The sequence below is a fragment of the Tabrizicola piscis genome, from assembly GCF_003940805.1.
Taxonomy (GTDB): Bacteria; Pseudomonadota; Alphaproteobacteria; order Rhodobacterales; family Rhodobacteraceae; genus Tabrizicola; species Tabrizicola piscis.
The window spans coordinates 3,722,831-3,740,043 of record NZ_CP034328.1; the positions used below are offsets into that span (position 1 = coordinate 3,722,831).

20 protein-coding genes are annotated in these 17,213 nt (G+C 65.1%); 8 read left to right on the plus strand and 12 right to left on the minus strand.

Translation table 11 applies throughout. The features are described 5' to 3' along the window. Window positions 1–77: 77 nt before the first annotated feature. Genes ccmB through EI545_RS18095 form a run of 4 tightly spaced genes read left to right on the plus strand, consistent with a single transcriptional unit; the run spans window position 78 to window position 2,208 of the window. Window positions 78–734 carry a heme exporter protein CcmB gene (gene ccmB / locus EI545_RS18080; protein ID WP_125326759.1) on the plus strand — a complete coding sequence of 219 codons (657 nt, stop codon included), beginning with the start codon at window positions 78–80 and terminating at the stop codon, window positions 732–734. A gap of 55 nt (window positions 735–789) precedes the next feature. Continuing rightward, on the plus strand, window positions 790–1,518 hold the full coding sequence (locus tag EI545_RS18085; protein WP_125326760.1) for a heme ABC transporter permease: 729 nt from the start codon (window positions 790–792) through the stop codon (window positions 1,516–1,518). Next, window positions 1,515–1,679 carry a heme exporter protein CcmD gene (ccmD, locus tag EI545_RS18090; RefSeq protein WP_425471599.1) on the plus strand — a complete coding sequence of 55 codons (165 nt, stop codon included), beginning with the start codon at window positions 1,515–1,517 and terminating at the stop codon, window positions 1,677–1,679. Before EI545_RS18085 ends, ccmD begins: the two co-directional genes overlap by 4 nt. Continuing rightward, on the plus strand, window positions 1,672–2,208 hold the full coding sequence (locus tag EI545_RS18095; RefSeq protein ID WP_125326761.1) for a DsbE family thiol:disulfide interchange protein: 537 nt from the start codon (window positions 1,672–1,674) through the stop codon (window positions 2,206–2,208). The genes ccmD and EI545_RS18095 overlap by 8 nt, the downstream gene beginning before the upstream one ends. A gap of 51 nt (window positions 2,209–2,259) precedes the next feature. Here the strand turns inward: EI545_RS18095 and EI545_RS21430 are convergent, their stop codons facing one another. Both EI545_RS21430 and acnA read right to left on the minus strand, forming a co-directional pair. Next, window positions 2,260–2,415: a hypothetical protein gene (locus tag EI545_RS21430; protein ID WP_164517340.1), complete on the minus strand. Its 156-nt coding sequence runs from the start codon at window positions 2,413–2,415 to the stop codon at window positions 2,260–2,262. 116 nt (window positions 2,416–2,531) lie between these two features. Then, window positions 2,532–5,216: an aconitate hydratase AcnA gene (gene acnA, locus EI545_RS18100; RefSeq protein WP_125326762.1), complete on the minus strand. Its 2,685-nt coding sequence runs from the start codon at window positions 5,214–5,216 to the stop codon at window positions 2,532–2,534. A gap of 179 nt (window positions 5,217–5,395) precedes the next feature. Here acnA and EI545_RS18105 point away from each other — a divergent pair, with 179 nt between their 5' ends. After that, window positions 5,396–6,091, plus strand: a complete 696-nt coding sequence (locus tag EI545_RS18105) for a DUF1223 domain-containing protein (RefSeq protein ID WP_125326763.1) — start codon at window positions 5,396–5,398, stop codon at window positions 6,089–6,091. Between the two features lie 22 nt (window positions 6,092–6,113). Here the strand turns inward: EI545_RS18105 and EI545_RS18110 are convergent, their stop codons facing one another. The 8 genes from EI545_RS18110 to purB form a co-directional block, all read right to left on the minus strand. Beyond that, window positions 6,114–7,004, minus strand: a complete 891-nt coding sequence (locus EI545_RS18110; protein ID WP_125326764.1) for a lysophospholipid acyltransferase family protein — start codon at window positions 7,002–7,004, stop codon at window positions 6,114–6,116. A 4-nt stretch (window positions 7,005–7,008) separates the two neighbouring features. Further along, complete coding sequence (locus EI545_RS18115; protein WP_125326765.1) at window positions 7,009–7,899, minus strand: DMT family transporter; 891 nt, start codon at window positions 7,897–7,899, stop codon at window positions 7,009–7,011. A 258-nt stretch (window positions 7,900–8,157) separates the two neighbouring features. Next, complete coding sequence (locus tag EI545_RS18120; protein WP_245990166.1) at window positions 8,158–8,325, minus strand: FliG C-terminal domain-containing protein; 168 nt, start codon at window positions 8,323–8,325, stop codon at window positions 8,158–8,160. A 94-nt stretch (window positions 8,326–8,419) separates the two neighbouring features. Continuing rightward, entirely contained in the window at window positions 8,420–8,587 is a 168-nt protein-coding gene (locus EI545_RS18125; RefSeq protein ID WP_245990168.1) for a FliG C-terminal domain-containing protein, read from the minus strand. Between the two features lie 94 nt (window positions 8,588–8,681). Further along, complete coding sequence (locus EI545_RS18130) at window positions 8,682–9,761, minus strand: flagellar motor switch protein FliG (RefSeq protein ID WP_125326768.1); 1,080 nt, start codon at window positions 9,759–9,761, stop codon at window positions 8,682–8,684. 74 nt (window positions 9,762–9,835) lie between these two features. Further along, a complete protein-coding gene (locus EI545_RS21435) occupies window positions 9,836–10,003 on the minus strand; it encodes a hypothetical protein (RefSeq protein WP_164517341.1) in 168 nt (55 codons plus the stop codon). Window positions 10,004–10,030: 27 nt separating this feature from the next. Continuing rightward, complete coding sequence (locus tag EI545_RS18135; RefSeq protein WP_125326769.1) at window positions 10,031–10,564, minus strand: tetratricopeptide repeat protein; 534 nt, start codon at window positions 10,562–10,564, stop codon at window positions 10,031–10,033. A gap of 98 nt (window positions 10,565–10,662) precedes the next feature. Beyond that, window positions 10,663–11,967 carry an adenylosuccinate lyase gene (gene purB / locus EI545_RS18140; protein ID WP_125326770.1) on the minus strand — a complete coding sequence of 435 codons (1,305 nt, stop codon included), beginning with the start codon at window positions 11,965–11,967 and terminating at the stop codon, window positions 10,663–10,665. 285 nt (window positions 11,968–12,252) lie between these two features. Between purB and EI545_RS18145 the strand changes: the two genes are divergently transcribed. Continuing rightward, window positions 12,253–13,140, plus strand: a complete 888-nt coding sequence (locus tag EI545_RS18145) for an endonuclease/exonuclease/phosphatase family protein (RefSeq protein ID WP_125326771.1) — start codon at window positions 12,253–12,255, stop codon at window positions 13,138–13,140. 29 nt (window positions 13,141–13,169) lie between these two features. Here the strand turns inward: EI545_RS18145 and dddP are convergent, their stop codons facing one another. Next, a complete protein-coding gene (gene dddP, locus EI545_RS18150) occupies window positions 13,170–14,507 on the minus strand; it encodes a dimethylsulfonioproprionate lyase DddP (RefSeq protein WP_125327685.1) in 1,338 nt (445 codons plus the stop codon). Between the two features lie 125 nt (window positions 14,508–14,632). Here dddP and EI545_RS18155 point away from each other — a divergent pair, with 125 nt between their 5' ends. Both EI545_RS18155 and EI545_RS18160 read left to right on the plus strand, forming a co-directional pair. Next, window positions 14,633–15,430, plus strand: coding sequence for a heme-dependent oxidative N-demethylase family protein (locus tag EI545_RS18155; RefSeq protein WP_245990169.1), 798 nt, complete (start codon window positions 14,633–14,635; stop codon window positions 15,428–15,430). A gap of 9 nt (window positions 15,431–15,439) precedes the next feature. Further along, window positions 15,440–16,318: an alpha/beta hydrolase gene (locus EI545_RS18160; protein WP_125326772.1), complete on the plus strand. Its 879-nt coding sequence runs from the start codon at window positions 15,440–15,442 to the stop codon at window positions 16,316–16,318. 9 nt (window positions 16,319–16,327) lie between these two features. On the opposite strand, the gene EI545_RS18165 is transcribed toward EI545_RS18160, so the two are convergent. Next, window positions 16,328–17,047: a hypothetical protein gene (locus tag EI545_RS18165; RefSeq protein ID WP_125326773.1), complete on the minus strand. Its 720-nt coding sequence runs from the start codon at window positions 17,045–17,047 to the stop codon at window positions 16,328–16,330. Window positions 17,048–17,213: the final 166 nt, after the last annotated feature.

Genomic DNA, 17,213 nt, shown 5'->3' on the forward strand with positions numbered 1-17,213 from the left:
GACCGCTGTTGCAGCCTCCGGCGGGAGTATTTTGGCAAAGAGCAAATGCAAGTGGGCCCAAGTGCCGGGTGGTCAGCATGAAGGCGCTCCTCCTGCGTGACCTTCGGCTGGCCATGCGGTCGGGAGGGGGGTTCGGCCTTGGCCTTGCCTTCTTCTTTCTGCTGTCGGTGCTTGTGCCGCTGGGCGTCGGGCCCGAAGGCGGAACGCTGGGCCGCATCGCCCCGGGCATCCTTTGGGTCGGCGCGCTTCTGGCCTGCCTTCTGTCACTGGACCGGATCTTCGCCCTGGATTTTGAGGACGGCTCGCTTGACCTGCTGGCGACCGCGCCAATCCCGCTTGAGGCGGTTGTGGCCCTGAAGGCGCTGGCGCATTGGCTGGTGACGGGCCTGCCCCTGACCGTGCTGGCACCCGGGCTGGGGGTGTTGTTGAACCTGCCGCCGACCGGCTATGGCTGGCTGGTGCTCAGCCTCTTGCTTGGCACCCCGGCGCTGTCGGTGATCGGGGCCTTCGGGGCGGCGCTGGTGGTCGGGCTTCGGCGTGGGGGGCTGCTTCTCAGCCTGCTGGTCCTGCCGCTTTATGTGCCCACGCTGATCTTCGGGGCCGAAGTGGTGCGACGCGGGGCCGAGGGCATGGATCTCGCCACCCCGCTTGCGCTCTTGGCGGGGATCAGCCTTGGCGCGTCGGCCCTCTTGCCCTTTGCGGCGGCGGCGGCGCTCCGCGTCAATTTGCGCTAGACTGTCGCGCGATGGTGAGTTGAGCCTTCGCGCAGAAAAAGGTAGGCGGGCAGCTATGTCGATCTGGGAATATGCCAACCCGAAACGGTTCATGCAGACCTCGGCCTGGGCCTTGCCCTGGGCGATCGGGCTGACTGTCCTGTGTCTGGTGGTGGGCCTTGTGTGGGGGTTCTTCTTCACGCCGGATGATTACAAGCAAGGCTCGACCGTCAAGATCATCTACCTGCATGTGCCCGCCGCGATGATGGCGATCAATGCCTGGGTGATGATGCTGGTGACCAGCCTGATCTGGATCGTGCGGCGGCACCATGTGTCCGCCCTCGCCGCCAAGGCCGCCGCCCCGGTTGGGCTGACCTTCACCCTGATCGCGCTGGCGACCGGGGCGCTGTGGGGCCAGCCGATGTGGGGCACTTGGTGGGCCTGGGACCCACGGCTGACCGCTTTCCTGATCCTGACGCTGTTCTACTTCGGCTACATCGCGCTCTGGGCCGCCGTCGACAACCCGGACACCGCCGCCGATCTGACGGCAATCCTGTGCCTTGTGGGGTCGGTCTTTGCGCTTCTGTCGCGTTACGCAGTGAACTTCTGGAACCAGGGGTTGCACCAGGGCGCGACGCTGAGCCTCGACAAGGAGGAGAACATCTCGGACGTGTTCTGGCTGCCGCTTCTGGTCTGCATCGTCGGGTTCATCCTGCTGTTTGTGACGCTGGTCCTGATGCGCACCCGGACCGAGATCCGCGCCCGGCGGCTGCAGGCGCTCTTGTCGCGCGAACGGGTGGCATGATGATCCCCGATCTGGGCAAATACAGCTTCGCGGTGCTGGGGTCCTATGCGGCCTCGGCGGTGCTGATCGTTGGTCTGGTGGTGCTGTCCTTCTGGCAGCGGGCGCGGGTCAAGCGGGCTTTGGCCGAGGTTGAGGCGCGGCAGGAGAAACTGGATGGCTAGGTGGTTGATGATCCTGCCCCCGGTCCTGTTTGCCGGGCTGGCCGGGACGCTGTACCTCGGGCTTTATCGCGACAACCCCGGCGAGTTGCAGTCCGTGTTTGTCGGACGCTCTGCGCCCGTCCTGCCAGTCACCGGCCTGCCGGGCATTCCCGTCCTGACCGATGCCGACCTGCGCAGCGGCGAGGTGACGGTGTTGAACTTCTGGGCCAGCTGGTGCCCGCCCTGCCGGGCCGAACATCCGGTTCTTCTGGACATGGCCGAAGACGGCATCCGCGTTGCGGGCGTCAACATGATGGATGATGACGCCAAGGCGGTCACTTACCTGGCCGAGGATGGCAATCCCTTCATCGGCGTCGCGACCGATCCCAACGGCCGCAACCGGGTGGAGTGGGGCGTGACCGCCCCGCCAGAAACCTTCATCATCGCGGGCGACGGGACGGTGCTGTTCCGCTTTGTCGGCCCCTTGGTCGGGACCGATTACGAGGCGCGTTTCGTGCCGGAACTGGAAAAGGCGCTGGCCGGGCAGTAGGGCCTGCTTCGGGCCGACTGCCAGTTCCGCTGGGACGCCAGCCACCCCCAGTCACGCAAGAACCAGCACCAGCCCGAAGGCCGCCATCACCAGAAGCTCGCCAATTGGCAAGCAGCCTGCCCAAGGGATGCGGCTGGGGCGGGCGGGGTGCACCAGCCGGAGCGGCGCGTAAGCGGGTGGGCTAAGGTTCGGAAAGCGGGTCGACATGGGGCAGGGCACCTTCTGTGCGATGATTTGCCCAGACCCTGCCAGCAAAATCCCAACAAATGCTGAAGGCCCGGGGGGTGCCCGGGCCTTCGCCAACCAGACAATCGTGACCGCACTTACGCCTTGGCAAGATCGCGCAGCACATAGTGCAGCACGCCGCCATGTTCGACGTACTCGATCTCGATTTCGGTATCGATGCGACATTTGATCTGGATGGTTTTGACCGTGCCATCGGCATAGGCAATCGTGCAATCCACCAGGCTCAGCGGCTTCAGATCACCCGACAGGCCCGTGATGCTGATCACCTCGGTGCCCTTAAGGTTCAAGGACTTGCGCGTCATTCCTTCGGTGAATTCAAAGGGGATGACCCCCATGCCCACAAGGTTCGACCGGTGGATACGCTCGAAGCTTTCCGCGATCACCGCCTTGACGCCCAGCAGGGCCGTGCCCTTGGCCGCCCAGTCCCGGCTTGACCCGGCACCGTATTCGATCCCGCCGAAGATCACCGTCGGCGTGCCCGCAGCCATATAGTCCATCGCCGCGTCGTAGATCGAGGTCTGCACCCCGTCCGGACCGTTGGTATAGCCGCCCTCGACCCCGTCCAGCATCTCGTTCTTGATGCGGATGTTGGCGAAAGTGCCGCGCATCATCACCTCATGGTTGCCGCGCCGGGCACCATAGCTGTTGAAGTCGGACACCGGAACTTGCCGGTCCGCCAGATACTTGCCAGCCGGAGTTGAGGCTTTGAACGAACCTGCCGGGCTGATGTGGTCGGTGGTGATCATGTCGCCCAGCAGCGCCAGCACCCGCGCGCCGGTGATGTTCTGAATCGTCCCCGGCGTCTTGGACATGCCTTTGAAGTAAGGCGGGTTCTGGATGTAGGTGCTGGTCGGCGGCCAGTCGTAGGTTTCGCTGTCCGTCACCTCAACCGCCTGCCACTTCTCATCGCCCTTGAAGACATCGGCGTATTTCTTCTGGAACGCGGCACGGGTGACCGTGGCGTGGACCAGATCGGCGATTTCCTTGTTCGTCGGCCAGACGTCCTTCAGATAGACCGGGCCGTTCGTGCCCATGCCCAAAGGTTCGGTCGTCAGGTCGATGTTCATGTCCCCGGCCAGCGCATAGGCAACGACCAGCGGCGGGCTTGCCAGATAGTTGGCGCGCACATCCGGGCTGATCCGCCCTTCAAAGTTGCGGTTGCCCGACAGGACCGCTGTCGCCACCAGATCGCCTTCGGAAATCGCCGCCGAAATCTCGGGCTGCAGGGGCCCGGAGTTGCCGATGCAGGTGGTGCAGCCATAGCCGACAAGGTTGAAGCCCACGGCATCAAGATCGTCCTGCAGGCCTGCAGCGTTCAGGTATTCCGAAACAACCTGCGACCCGGGGGCAAGCGAGGTCTTGACCCAAGGCTTCCGCGTCAGGCCCAACTGCCGCGCTTTGCGCGCCACCAGCCCGGCACCGATCATCACATAGGGGTTCGAGGTGTTGGTGCAGGAGGTGATCGAGGCGATCACCACCTTGCCCGAGGACATGGTGAACTCCTCGCCCTTCACGGCCACCTGAACGCCTTGCGGGCGCTTGAACGTGGCCTCCATCTCCTTGGCAAAGCCGGACTTCGCCTCGGTCAGCGGCAGGAAGTCCTGCGGCCGCTTCGGACCCGAGATTGCCGGGACGATCGTCCCCATATCCAGATGCAGCGTCGAGGTATAGATCGGGTCATAGGCCTCATCGCGCCACATGCCGTTGGCCTTGGCATAGGCTTCGACCAGCGCGATCCGGGCCTCGTCGCGGCCGGTCATGTGCAGATAGCGCAGGGTTTCCGCGTCCACCGGGAAGAAGCCACAGGTGGCGCCGTATTCCGGGGCCATGTTGGCGATGGTCGCACGGTCGGCCAGCGGCAGGCGGTCCAGCCCGTCGCCGTAGAATTCCACGAACTTGTTCACCACGCCATGCTTGCGCAGCATCTGCACGACCTTGAGCACAAGGTCGGTCGCCGTCGTGCCCTCCATCATTGTCCCGGTCAGCTTGAAGCCGACAACTTCGGGGATCAGCATCGACACGGGCTGACCCAGCATCGCCGCCTCAGCCTCGATCCCGCCGACGCCCCAGCCAAGGACGGCAAGGCCGTTGACCATGGTGGTATGGCTGTCCGTGCCCACCAGCGTATCGGGGTAGGCGACGACTGCGCCGGTCTGGTCAGTATCGGTCCAGACCGTCTGCGCCAGATATTCCAGGTTCACCTGATGGCAGATGCCAGTGCCGGGCGGCACGACGCGGAAGTTGTTGAACGCCTTCTGCCCCCATTTCAGGAACACATAGCGTTCCATGTTCCGCTCATATTCGCGGTCGACGTTCAGCTGGAACGCGCGGGGGTGGCCGAATTCGTCGATCATCACCGAATGGTCGATGACAAGGTCAACCGGGGCGAGCGGGTTGATCTGCTGCGGATCGCCGCCCAGACCCTTGATCCCGTCGCGCATCGCGGCAAGGTCAACCACGGCGGGGACGCCGGTGAAATCCTGCATCAGCACGCGGGCCGGACGATACGCAATCTCGCGCGGGTTCTGCCCGCCCTGCTTGCCCCAGTCCGAAAAGGCCTTGATGTCATCGACCGTGACGGTCTTGCCGTCCTCAAACCGCAGCATGTTCTCCAGCACCACCTTCAAGGCGGCGGGCAGCTTCGAAAACGCACCCAGTCCCGCGGCTTCGGCGGCGGGGATCGAATAATAGCTGACCGTCTGGCCCCCGGCAGTCAGGGTCTTGCGGGTACGGCTTAGGTCATGTCCAACAGTGACGGTCATCTTCTGGCTCCTGAAAGAAGGCGGCTGAGGGGCATTGTATGCAATTGTATGCCGAAAATCCAGCCCCCGAACGCGGGTTTCTTGACGATGTGTCAGGTCTCTCGCAAAACCTTGATTGGCTCGTGTGGATGCCCGTACCTATAACGGCACGTGGGGATATTGGGATCAGGAAACGCGCCATGCGACATCTCGTCAGCGCCGCTTGCGGCATTTGGATGGCTTGCACCGCGCCGGTCACGGCCGAGCCTGTCGTGGTGGTCGAACTTTACACGTCGCAAGGCTGTTCCTCCTGTCCGCCGGCAGACGAATTCGTGGCGATGCTGGCAAGCGATCCGCGAATCCTGCCCTTGGCGCTGCATGTCGATTATTGGGACTATATCGGCTGGGCCGACAAGTTCGCACAAGCAAAGTTCACCGACCGTCAGCGCGCCTATGCCAAGGCCATTGGCAGCCGCACGATCTATACGCCGCAACTGATCATCGGCGGCCAGCACCGGATTGAAGGGTTCTCGCCCCAGGAAACCGCCGCCCGCCTGCGCGAACATCTGGCGGCCGGCAGCACCGTGACCCTGACCGTGACCCGCAAGGGCGACCGTCTGGTCATCCGCGCCGAGGCCGACCCGCCGCTGGACGAAACCCTCCGCATCCAGCTGGTGCGCTACAAGCCCGAAGAAACCGTGACCATCGAACGCGGCGAAAACGCAGGCAAGACGATCAGCTACCACAACATCGTGACCTCCTGGGAAGGTCTCGGCGAGTGGGAGGCGACGGAGCCGCTGGAAATGACGGCCCCGTTCGGCGGGTCCGAACCCGGCGCCGTCATCCTGCAAACCGCGGGACCGTCCGCAATCCTTGCCGCCGCGCGGGTCGACTGACGCCTGACCGGCAGGCGAAGGCCTAGCGCCGGGGACGCCCCTTTTCCTTCCAGCGGCGGTGGATCCAGAACCACTGATCCAGATGCTGGCGCACCAGCGTCTCCAGACTGTCGTTCAGCGCCTGCGTCATCGCTTCGGGCGTGCCGGCCGGAATCGGCGGCTCAACGATGATGTCAAAAGACAGCCCATCCGCCTTGCGCACGGCATAGGTGGGCACCAAAAGCGCGTCATACTTCAACGCGAGTTCAGCGGCTGACAGCGCGGTCAGCGCCTGACGGCCGAAAAACGTCAGCTCCTCGCCGTGGCGCATGTGCTGGTCGACCAGCATCCCCAGCATCCCGCCAGAGCGCAGATGCCGCACCATCGCCGCCAGCCCGGCCCGGCCCCGCGGGAACAGGGGCGACCCGATCCCCGAAATCGCCTTTACATAGTGTTCGTTGAAATACCGGTTCGCCATTGGCATGTACAAGGCGCCAACCCGATACCCCCGCGCGATCAGGGCGGCGCGGCTGGCGTCGTAATTGCCGAAATGCCCGGTCACCAGAATGACCGGCCGCCCGCTGCGATGCGCCTCTTCCAACGCGGCCACGCCGCCGCCGGTCAGGGGGTTCTGCACCGCCCGCGCCACGAACTCGGCACCCGAATAGATCTCGATCACCGTGCGGCCGACATTGTCAGGCACTGCCCGCAGGATGCGCGCCACATCGGCTTCGGGCAAGTCGGGCAGGACCAGCGCCAGGTTGTCACGGATCCTGCGGCGATAGCCGGCCAGAGGGGCAATGATCCGCGACAGCACCCAGCCGCACAGCGGCACGCGCCAGGCATAGGGCAGGCGCAACAGCAGCCAGATCAAGGCCCGCAATCCGCGGTCCTGCAGCCAGTGTCGAAGGTTGAAAGCGGGATTTTCGGCCATGAGCTCAGGCGTTGCGGGCAGCTTGGGTTTCGCGGTGCCAGACATAAAGCCCCGCCCCCACGATCACAAGCGCACCGATCACGGTCCACATATCCGGCCACTGGTCATACAGAACCGCGCCCCAGAAGGTGGCGAAGATGATCCCCAGATAGGCAAAGGGCGCGACAACCGCCGCTTCGGTCATGGAAAAGCTGCGGATGATGCACAGCTGCGCCCCGGTGCCAAGAAAGCCCACAAGGATGAACAGCAGCAGGTCCGCCCCGGCAACCGGCACCCAGACGAACGGCAGCGCCAGCGCCGATACGACGGTGCCGAAGATCGAGGCATGCAGCAGCGAAGTCCACACCGGCTCACGCGGGCCAAGGTGGCGGGTCAAGAGCGCGTTGCCGGTATAGCAGACCGCCGCCCCCAGCGGCAAAAGCGCCCAAGGGCTGAACACCCCAAGCCCGGGCCGCAGGATGATCAGCGCGCCGATCAACGCTACCAGCACCCCGGCAATGCGGCGCGGACCCAGCCGTTCGCCCAGAAACAGCGCCGCCCCAAGGGTGATCAGGACAGGGTTGATGTCGGTCAGTGCCGTCGCCTCGGCAAGGCCGACATGCGGAAGGGACAGGAAAAATAGCCCAGTCGCCCCCAGCTGGAACGCGGACCGGGCCAGATGCAGCCACGGATGCTGCGTGCGCATCAATCGGGGCGCGTGCCGGTTCAAGAGCACCAGCACGATCAACAGTTGCCCGGCAAAGCGCGACCACACAACCTGCGGCGCGGGATAGCGTTCGATCAGCCCCTTGGCCGTCGCATCCATGGCGGTAAACAGAAGAATCGCTAGGATCATCAACAGCACGCCACGCGTGACGGTCGAGGCGGGGGCAGGGGCCAGATGAATGCGGGACATCGGCCAGAGGCTAGGCCGCGCCTTCTGCCGCCGCAAGGGGGGCCGACCCGACCAGCGCAGATCAGGGTCACCTCTGCCACGCAGCCCACGCCACGAACCTCTTCCACGGTGTTTCTTCCACATCCTCGCGCCGACGCTTGGTCAGACACCGCGGGAAATCAGCCAGCAGAAACTCCGCCTCTTCCAAATCCGGCTTGCCGATGGCGGCGGCAAGAGCGGTTACCCATCCGTCATGCCGGGGCCCCAGAGACCCTCCGGCTACGCATCCTCAGGGTGGATCAGGCTGATCTCGCCACTGGCCTCCAGCGTGCGGATGGCGCTGATGATGGCGGTCATCGCCTCCTCCGCGTCCTTGTTCTTGACCTTGCCACGGGTGGCCATCTCCTCGCGCAGACCCTGCGCCAGACGCTGCGAGATATTGGCCAACAGAAACTCCGCCGTCGCTTCCAAATCCGCTTTGGTGACGGCGGCGGCAAGGGCGGCTACCTATCCGTCATGCCTGGGCCCCAGAGACCCCCTGCTACGCATCCTCGGGGTGAATCAGGCTGATCTCGCCGCTGGCCTCCAGCGTGCGGATGGCAGTGATGATGGCGGTCATCGCCTCCTCCGCGTCCTTGTCCTTGACCTTGCCACGGGTGGCCATCTCCTCACGCAGACCTTGCGCCAGACGCTGCGAGATATTGGCCAAAAGAAACTCCGCCGCCTCTTCCAGGTCCGTTTTGCCGATGGCGGCGGCAAGGGCGGCTACCCATCAGTCATGCCTGGGCCTCCGAGACCTCCGGCTACGCATCCTCAGGGTGGATCAGGCTGATCTCACCGCTGGCCTCCAGCGTGCGGATGGCAGTGATGATGGCGGTCATTGCCTCTTCAGCGTCCTTGTCCTTGACCTTGCCACGGGTGGCCATCTCCTCACGCAGACCTTGCGCCAGACGCTGTGAGATATTGGCCAACAGAAACTCCGCCGCTTCTTCTAGGTCCGGTTTGCCGATGGCGGCGGCAAGGGCGGTCACCAGAACCGGCTGTTCGACCAGCCGCGTGACCTTTGGCGCATCGCGTGGGTTCAGGCGGATCGGCAGGTGGACGAAGGTAAAGATCGCGCGGCGCACTTCGGCGGCGAAATCGGCGTCTTCCGCCTCCAGCCCCAGAAGCACGTCTTCCCGCGTCAGGCTGGGAGACACGTTCAGGATCGCCCCCACACGTTCCACTGGGCCGGTGTCGAAGGCGCGAAGCGGCTGATTGTCCAGTTCCGCCAGCAGCGCAGCCCCGATCCGGCGCACGGTTTCCGGATCGACCTTGCCGGTCATCGACACCGCATAGGCCACGCGGCGGGCCCGGTCCCCCGGCAGCCGCCCCAGAATCTCGGCCGCTTTGGTGACGGGCAGCTTGGACAGCATCACCGCCCCAACCTCTGCTGCTTCGTCGGCAAGGATGGGCAACAGGCGATCGACCGGCAGGGCGACGATCCGTTCCCAGGGGTCAACCTTGGACGAAACCGATGCCATGCGCCGCAACCGTGACGCCGCCGATTGCGAGATATGGCCGTCCATCATCGACAGCGCGCCTTCGATGCCGCCGGGAAAGGACAGGCCGACCGATTCGAGTTCCGACAGGAATTCGCCAACCACCTCATCCAGCGTCACGCGATCGATCAGGCGCATCTGGCCCATCTGTTCGGCAAGTGCCGCCTGCATATGTTCGGGAAGCGAGGCGATGGGCAGGCTGGTGCCTTCCGTCAGCAGATAGCGCACGATGACCGCCGCCTTCTGCCGGGGGGAAAGCACACGCCGCGACAGGGTAACCCCTGACGCGGCGGTACGGCGTTCCGGCAGGATACGGGCAAGCGGGACAACATCCTGCGACATGGCGACACCTCTGATTCCACTCGTCAGAGGCACCTTGCCAGCGCCGGGTTAACGCCCGCTTAGCCGCGCCCCGATCAGCTGGTCGGGTTGGCGACGCAGGCGCCCTTCGCCTCATCCCAGGCAGCGCCGGGCATGCACGAGGCGGCGGTTTCCTGCTTGACCTTGTCGCCATTGCAATAGGCAAAGGTCATCGTCGGGGCGAGCGTCAGGGCAATCACGGCGAGGGTCGTCTTGATCTTCATGGGTCGTCCTCCAGTCTGGGTTAAGGGTCAGTAGGTATAGGTGACGCCAGTTTCGATGGCGTCAGACAGGGCGCGTTCGGCCCAGGTGCCGCCACCGCCATGCATGCGGATCGCGGCAAGTTGCAGTTGCGCCAGATCGCGCTCATCCATCTGCACAAGGAGTTGCCCGTAATAGCTGCGGGCAAGGATGTTGCCCTTGTCCAGGGCAATCGCCCGCTCATAGGCGGCGATACCTTCTTCCACCCGCCCGGTCTGGCGCAGAAGGAAGCCCTGATAGGTCAGAACCCGGGGCGTTTCCCCTTCGGTCATCGTGGCAAGGACCGCCAGCGCCTCATCCGGGCGGCCCGCATAGGCCAGTTCCCGCACCGCGCCAAAGCGCTGGTCATCGGTCAGACCCGCACCCTCGGCCTTGATGCAGGTCTTGGTTTTGTCATCCCAAACCTCACCCTTGGCACATTCCATGGTGGTTTCGGTCGGCTTCGGCGGTTCGGTGTCATCGCTGCCTGCCGCAAGGGCAAACTGCGGGGCGAAGGCCAGGGCGGCAGCAAGGATCATGCGCATCGGGCAACCTTTCGGTAATTTCCCGAAAGGTAGCACGCAATGCGCCACTTCAAGCGCGAAAAGTTGCGGCAAGAGGCCGCTGCATGATCACGGATGCGTCAGGTGCCGAAAACCCGGGCAAAGATCGTGTCCACATGCTTGGTGTGGTACCCCAGATCGAACTTCTCCTCGATCTCGGCCGGGGACAGGGCGGCGGTCACCTCGGGGTCGGCCAGCAGCTCGGTCTTGAAATCCGCGCCCTTTTCCCAGACCTTCATCGCGTTCCTTTGCACCAGCCGATAGCTGTCCTCGCGGCTGACACCTGCCTGCGTCAGCGCCAAAAGCACGCGCTGGCTCATCACCAGACCTTTGAACTGGTTCATGTTCCGCAACATGTTCTCGGGATAGATCACCAGCTTTTCCACCAGCCCTGCCAAGCGGTGCAAGGCGAAATCCAGCGTGATCGTGGCATCCGGGCCAATCGCCCGTTCCACCGAGGAATGGCTGATGTCCCGCTCATGCCACAGCGCCACATTCTCCAGCGCCGGGATCACCGCCATCCGCACCAGCCGCGCCAGACCCGTCAGGTTCTCGGACAAGACCGGGTTGCGCTTGTGCGGCATCGCCGAGCTGCCCTTTTGCCCGGGCGAAAAGAACTCTTCTGCCTCAAGCACTTCGGTGCGCTGCATATGGCGGATCTCGATCGCGACATTCTCGATGCTGCTGGCAATCACGCCCAGCGTGGCAAAGAACATCGCGTGCCGGTCGCGCGGAATGACCTGAGTGCTGATCGGCTCGGGCGTCAGGCCCAGCATCTTGCAGACATGCTCTTCCACCGAAGGGTCGATGTTCGCGAAAGTCCCCACTGCGCCGGAAATCGCGCCCGTCGCCACTTCGGCCCGCGCGTTCACCAGCCGCGCCCGGTTCCGCGCCATCTCGGCATAGAAGCGGGCGAAGGTCAGGCCCATCGTCGTCGGCTCGGCATGGATGCCATGGCTGCGCCCGATCCGCACTGTATCCTTATGCTCGAACGCCCGTGCCTTCAGCGCCGCCAGCACCCGGTCCAGCGCCACCAGAAGCAGGTCCGACGCCCGCACCAACTGGATGTTCAGCGCGGTGTCCAGCACGTCGGATGAGGTCATCCCCTGATGCACGAACCGCGCATCATCCGCGCCGATATGTTCGGCCAGATGGGTCAGGAAGGCGATCACGTCATGCTTGGTCACGGCCTCGATCTCGTCGATCCGGGCGACGTCAAAGGTCACATCCTTGGCGCGCCAGACAGCCTCGGCATTGGCCTTGGGGATTACCCCAAGGGCGGCCTGCGCGTCGCAGGCATGGGCCTCGATCTCGAACCAGATCTTGAAGCGGCTTTCCGGGGACCAGATCGCCACCATTTCGGGGCGGGAATAGCGCGGGATCATCACTTGCCTCCAACGGGTCTTGCGTGGGCGCCTTACGCCGCCAGACTGCCGCTGGCAAGGCGGCATGGGCTGGATAAGGCCACGGGGCGTTGCTGCTGGCGCGCCGTCCCGCATCGCTCCGGGCCCTCAGATCGCCGGGCTGGCGTTGAATCTGTTCCTCAATTATGCCGCAGTCATCGGGTTTGCAGAAGCCCGGGGGCAGCGGATGGGGTTTCGGTGGGGTTTGGGTCGGCCATCCCTGTCTTTCTCCGTGCCTGCCGCAGGTGGGGCAACTAGACGGGCAAGATGGAAGAGGACGAACATCCGATCTGGACAGCGGTGGTCAAGGCCGCGCTGGTGTTGTCAATCGTGGCACTTGCGGGCGGCTATCTTGGCTGGCTGCACCCGCTGGGGGATTCGCTGGCGGTCGGGCGCGCACCGGCGTCGATTGCCGTCTTCGTGCTGGCGCTGCTGGCCATCTCGGCGGGGATGCGGATGGCCGCTTTCGGTGCAATCCTGTTGTCCATCCTGACGTTCACTTCGGTCTTCCTCGCCCATGTCTGGCCCGGCCCTCCGGGCATCTTCCTGCTCTATCAAAAGAACATGCGGCACCAGAACGACGATCTGGCCGGGCTTGAGGCGGACATCCGCGAAGCCAACCCCCTTGCCCTGACCCTGCAAGAGATGGCCGAGCCCAACCTTGCCCTCTTGGCCAACCTGAAGGACGTGCTGCCGCACCAGCTGCATTGCCCGCTTGGCAAGCGCGGCGGGACTGCAGTTGCGTCGCGGCTGGAGCCTGTTGCGGGCGCTACGGTCTGTGTGCCCGGCCTGTCGGCGATGCAGGTGATCTTCCGCGACCAGCCGGTCTGGATCGTGTCGGTGCATCTGACCTGGCCTTGGCCCTATGGTCAGGCAGACCATGTGGCCGATCTGCGCCCCGTGCTGGCGCAACTGGAGGGGCCCGTCCTGATGGCGGGCGATTTCAACATGGTCCGCTGGGCCCTGTCCGTGCGCAGGCTTGCCGCCGAGGCGCGGGTGCAGGTGGCGGGTCCGTCCAAGGGCAGTTTCCTTGGCTTCGGGTCGCTGCTTGCCCTGCCGATTGACCATGCCTTCGCCCCGGCGGGCGGGCGCGTGACCCTGCGCCCCGCGCTCGGGTCTGACCATCTGGGTCTGCTGGCCAATCTGGCGCTGTAGCCGGTGTCTTTCAGCGCCGCCCGCACCTGTCAGCCCATCAGGCGCGGGTCGAACGGATAGCGCGTCAGGTTTTCACAGCCGGTTTCGGTGATCAGAACCTGATCTTCCAGCTTGATCGAGAAATCCCCACCCTCAGGCGACACTAGCGCTTCGACGCAGAGGACCATCCCCGGCTCCAGGGCCGCGTCAAACGCGCCCGGGGTCCAGCCGTCGGGGTAGGTGACATAAGGCCACTCGTCGCACAGGCCGACGCCATGCATCTTGCAGCTATACTTCTGCGCCCAGTATTCCGGCGCCAGCTGGTGGCCCCCCTTGACCAGCTCCTCAATCGTCACACCGGGTTTCAGCCGGTCCTGATGATCGCGGATATGGTCAAGCGCGTGGTGAAACGCGCTGACCATCGCGTTCGACGGGCGGCTCTCGCCGATCCACCACGTGCGGCTGATGTCGATGCAAAAGCCATAGGCGCCAACCAGATCGGTGTCGAAAGCGACAATCTCATCGTTCTGCACGATCCGCGGCCCGCATTCCTGAAACCACGGGTTGGTCCGGGGCCCGCTGGCCAGCAGCCGCGTCTCGATCCACTCGCCCCCGCGCCGGATGTTCGCGGCATGAAGTTCGGCCCAGATCGCATCCTCGCTGACCCCACCCTTCGGCACCTCCGCCCGCGTGAAAGCTTCCATCTCGGCAATCCCCGCCTCGCAAGCATGATGCGCACAGCGCATCGCCAGAATCTCATCCGCGGTCTTCACCGCCCGCACGCGCTCCGTCACCTCCTCGCCTTCCTCGACCGTGAAGCCCAAAGCCTCCAGCGCCCGCAGCCCATGGACCATGATCTTGTCCACCGCCAGCCGCCGGTTCCCCCCGGCATGGGCGCGCATCACCTCATCGACCTGGGCGGCAAAGCCCGCCGCCGCCGCAGCCCCCCGGTCACCGGTGGAGTTGTAAAAGAACGTCGCCCCCGACCGCAGCTCCTTCACCAAGGGGTTGAAGGTGACAAGGAAGGGCGAATTCTTGTACTCCCACATCACCATATGCCCGTCGGCGCACAGAAGGCACGCCCGGAACGGGTTGTGCATGTTCCAGACCTGCATGTTCGTGGTGTCAGTCGCATAGCGGATGTTCAGCGGGTCGAACATCAACAGCCCGCCGTAGTCCCGCGCCACCAGCCCCGCCACCAGCTTTTGCCACCGCGCTTCCCGCATCCGCTGAAGGTCCGGCAGGATCAACCCCGCCGCCGCCCATTCCTGACGCGCCAGCACCGTCGGCCCGATTTCGACCCGGTCATTGTCATTCGGCGTGCCATCCCCCAGCGCCGCCCCGCGGGTGGGGTCGATCTTCCGGCGGTCGCGGTGGAATGCGGTCATCATCAGCCTCCCGATTGTGCATATGCTTGCCCGCACGGCGATCCACCGCTCAGCCACACGCGACCGTAGCCATGTCGCAATTGGCCCGGCTTGCAGGCGGGCCGCACCCATGGTCAAAGGGCGCCATGGTGAACCCGATGCAAGACCACGCCATCCTGCAGGACCGGCTGCCGCTTCTGCCCTGGATGGACCCCCGCACCCGTCGCTTGCCCGGCATCCTGCCGGTCGAAGGTCAGGGCTGGCTGACTCAGGATGAGGCGTATGGCCCCCAGATGGCCCTGCGCGACCGCCTGATCGCCGCACAGGCCCCCGCCGTCCACGCCCTGTTGCCTGAGGCTGAGCCCGCCGCGGCTGAACTTTACGGCATCATCCTTGACCGGCTGGCCAACACCCCGGGCTTCAAGATCACCGCCACCAGCGCCCACCGCCCCGATGGGGGAGAGGTGCCGCTTGACCCCGCCCAGCCGCTGCGCACCCTCGGTCGCCTTGTCCAAGAAGACCTTTGCCTGCTGCAGGCGCGGGGTGAGGAGTACCGGCTCACCGGTGCCATCCTGTGCTTTCCCGCCAGCTGGAGCCTTGATCAGAAGATCGGTCGCCAGATGACCGACATCCACACCCCGGTCGCCGTCTATGACGATGGCATGGCCCGGCGCGTCAACCGCCTGTTCGACGCAATCCGCCCCGAACAGCCGCTGTGGCGGATGAACTACCTGACCTACGATGACCACGTCCTGTTCCAGCCCCGGCGTGAGGGCGAAAAACGCCCGCAACCGACCGATCACACCTACATCCGCTGCGAACGGCAGTGCCTGCTGCGGCTACCCGTCACACGCGCGGTGGTCTTCACGATCCATACCTATGTGGTGGACGCAGACACTGTGACGCAAGACGAACTGGCCGCCCTGCGCGCGGCTGTGCATTAGGGAACGCCCATGCCCGGACTGATCCGCAGAACCCTTCTCATCGGGGGCGCCGCCGCCGCTGTCGCCGCAGCCACGCTGTACTGGCGGGCGCGCAGCCAAGGCGCGACAGAGGTTGCCTATGGCGCTGACCCGCGTCAGGTGCTGGATGTCACGCTGCCAAATGGCGACGGCCCGTTCCCGGTGCTGGTCATGGTTCATGGCGGCGCGTTCCAGATGGGCGACAAATCCGATCTGCCAATCCCGGTCGACGTGCTGGATGCCGGCATCGCCGTCGTGCGCGTGAACTACCGGCTGTCGGGCACGGACCCATGGCCAGCGCAGGCCGACGATTGCCTTGCCGCCATCGTCCATCTGCAACGCGAAGGTGCGGCCCTTGGGCTTGACCCGTCGCGGCTGGTGCTTCTGGGCCACTCTGCCGGGGCGTTTCTGGCGGTGTCCACGGCCCTCAGCCTTGTCGAAGTGGGCCTATCCCCGCGCGGCGTGGTCAGCCTGTATGGCCCGATGGATTTCTCCACCATGGATGCCGATATGGCCACCTTGGGGCGGGTTCCGGCGATGGGTGCCACCGATGCGCCCGACAGCCCGGAAAGCCTGCTTCTGGGCTATCCGGTGGCCGAAAACCGCGCCCTTGCCCGCAGGATGGGGCCAATCGGGCGGCTGGACCAGATCCGCGAACCCCTGCCGCCGATCCTGATCCGGCATGGCGACGCCGACCCGCTTGTCGCCGATCTGCAGGCCAAACGCCTGCGCGAAGCATGGCTTGCAGCGGACCCACAGGCCCAGATCGACTACGCGCTGGTGCCCGGGGCCGGGCACGGGGGTGAGCCGTTTGAGACCGGAAAGGTTGCGGAAGACATCCTTGCCTTCCTGACGGCTACGCTGACTTGACTGCGCGCGTCAGTCGTCCTGCCCGATGCGGCGCAGATCGACGCCCTTGATATGCAGCCATGCCGCTTTGGCCAGCCCGTAGGGCAGGGCGGCAAAGCAGCTTAGCCAGCCAAGGGCATAGCCTGACACCTGAATGGCCCCGGTCGCCGCAGGCCCCGGCGGCGCGGGCAGAGCGGTTGCTGGTGCCGGTCGGGCAGCAGGCCCACCCTCCAGATCACTGCGGATCGCGGACAGCGGGTCATCGCCGGGCTGCATCGGCTCGGCCAGCACCACGGGTTCCGGGTTGGCAGGTGGGGCAGAAAGCGGGTCCGGCACAGGGGCGGGGGAAAGGGGCGCAGCTTTGCCCGGCCAAAGATGCGGCTCGATCTCGGCCACCAACGCATTGCCGCGTTTCACGTCGGGGTCAGCCGTGGCGCTCGCATGCGACAGGATGGCCGCCCCATTCTTGATCCAGGCGGCGACCCGCAGATGCGACGGCACAAAGCGCGCCGCGCGGCCAAGCTTTTCTTCGGGGATGCGCCCAGCCCCGTTCTTGACGTTGACCGCCACCCGCCGCGCCGTCCGCGCCACCCAGGCATGCAGCGGCGCCACCCCTTCGCGCGACAGGTGCAGGCTCGCACTGCCAAAGGCGCGCAGGTTAAAGGGGGGGCGCTGGTCGCCCTCGGCCCAGATCTTCGGGCGTGGCTTCTCCTTGGGTTCAGACCGACGACGCAGGGGATCAGAGGCCATGATGCACTCGCCGTAAGGTTGCGCTGCGCCAAAAGTAGCCCGGCGACGCCCCCGCCGCAACTGCACTGCGACAAGGTTAACGGTTAGTAAACGGTGCTGATCCCTGTCAGTGATATCAGGCACTTGCGCCTATGTCCCTGCCCGGGACACCAAGCAAAAGGGCGCC

Excerpts from the sequence above, each read along its gene's own strand:
- EI545_RS18085 (WP_125326760.1), top strand. The coding sequence starts at position 790 with ATGTCGATCTGGGAATATGCCAACCCGAAACGGTTCATGCAGACCTCG.
- ccmB (WP_125326759.1), top strand. The coding sequence starts at position 78 with ATGAAGGCGCTCCTCCTGCGTGACCTTCGGCTGGCCATGCGGTCGGGA.
- EI545_RS18135 (WP_125326769.1), bottom strand. The coding sequence starts at position 10,564 with ATGCGCATGATCCTTGCTGCCGCCCTGGCCTTCGCCCCGCAGTTTGCC.
- EI545_RS18155 (WP_245990169.1), top strand. The coding sequence starts at position 14,633 with ATGGTGAACCCGATGCAAGACCACGCCATCCTGCAGGACCGGCTGCCG.
- acnA (WP_125326762.1), bottom strand. The coding sequence starts at position 5,216 with ATGACCGTCACTGTTGGACATGACCTAAGCCGTACCCGCAAGACCCTG.
- EI545_RS18165 (WP_125326773.1), bottom strand. The coding sequence starts at position 17,047 with ATGGCCTCTGATCCCCTGCGTCGTCGGTCTGAACCCAAGGAGAAGCCA.
- EI545_RS21435 (WP_164517341.1), bottom strand. The coding sequence starts at position 10,003 with ATGAAGATCAAGACGACCCTCGCCGTGATTGCCCTGACGCTCGCCCCG.
- purB (WP_125326770.1), bottom strand. The coding sequence starts at position 11,967 with ATGATCCCGCGCTATTCCCGCCCCGAAATGGTGGCGATCTGGTCCCCG.
- EI545_RS18115 (WP_125326765.1), bottom strand. The coding sequence starts at position 7,899 with ATGTCCCGCATTCATCTGGCCCCTGCCCCCGCCTCGACCGTCACGCGT.
- EI545_RS21430 (WP_164517340.1), bottom strand. The coding sequence starts at position 2,415 with ATGTCGACCCGCTTTCCGAACCTTAGCCCACCCGCTTACGCGCCGCTC.
- ccmD (WP_425471599.1), top strand. The coding sequence starts at position 1,515 with ATGATGATCCCCGATCTGGGCAAATACAGCTTCGCGGTGCTGGGGTCC.
- EI545_RS18130 (WP_125326768.1), bottom strand. The coding sequence starts at position 9,761 with ATGTCGCAGGATGTTGTCCCGCTTGCCCGTATCCTGCCGGAACGCCGT.
- dddP (WP_125327685.1), bottom strand. The coding sequence starts at position 14,507 with ATGACCGCATTCCACCGCGACCGCCGGAAGATCGACCCCACCCGCGGG.
- EI545_RS18095 (WP_125326761.1), top strand. The coding sequence starts at position 1,672 with ATGGCTAGGTGGTTGATGATCCTGCCCCCGGTCCTGTTTGCCGGGCTG.
- EI545_RS18110 (WP_125326764.1), bottom strand. The coding sequence starts at position 7,004 with ATGGCCGAAAATCCCGCTTTCAACCTTCGACACTGGCTGCAGGACCGC.
- EI545_RS18145 (WP_125326771.1), top strand. The coding sequence starts at position 12,253 with ATGGAAGAGGACGAACATCCGATCTGGACAGCGGTGGTCAAGGCCGCG.
- EI545_RS18105 (WP_125326763.1), top strand. The coding sequence starts at position 5,396 with ATGCGACATCTCGTCAGCGCCGCTTGCGGCATTTGGATGGCTTGCACC.
- EI545_RS18160 (WP_125326772.1), top strand. The coding sequence starts at position 15,440 with ATGCCCGGACTGATCCGCAGAACCCTTCTCATCGGGGGCGCCGCCGCC.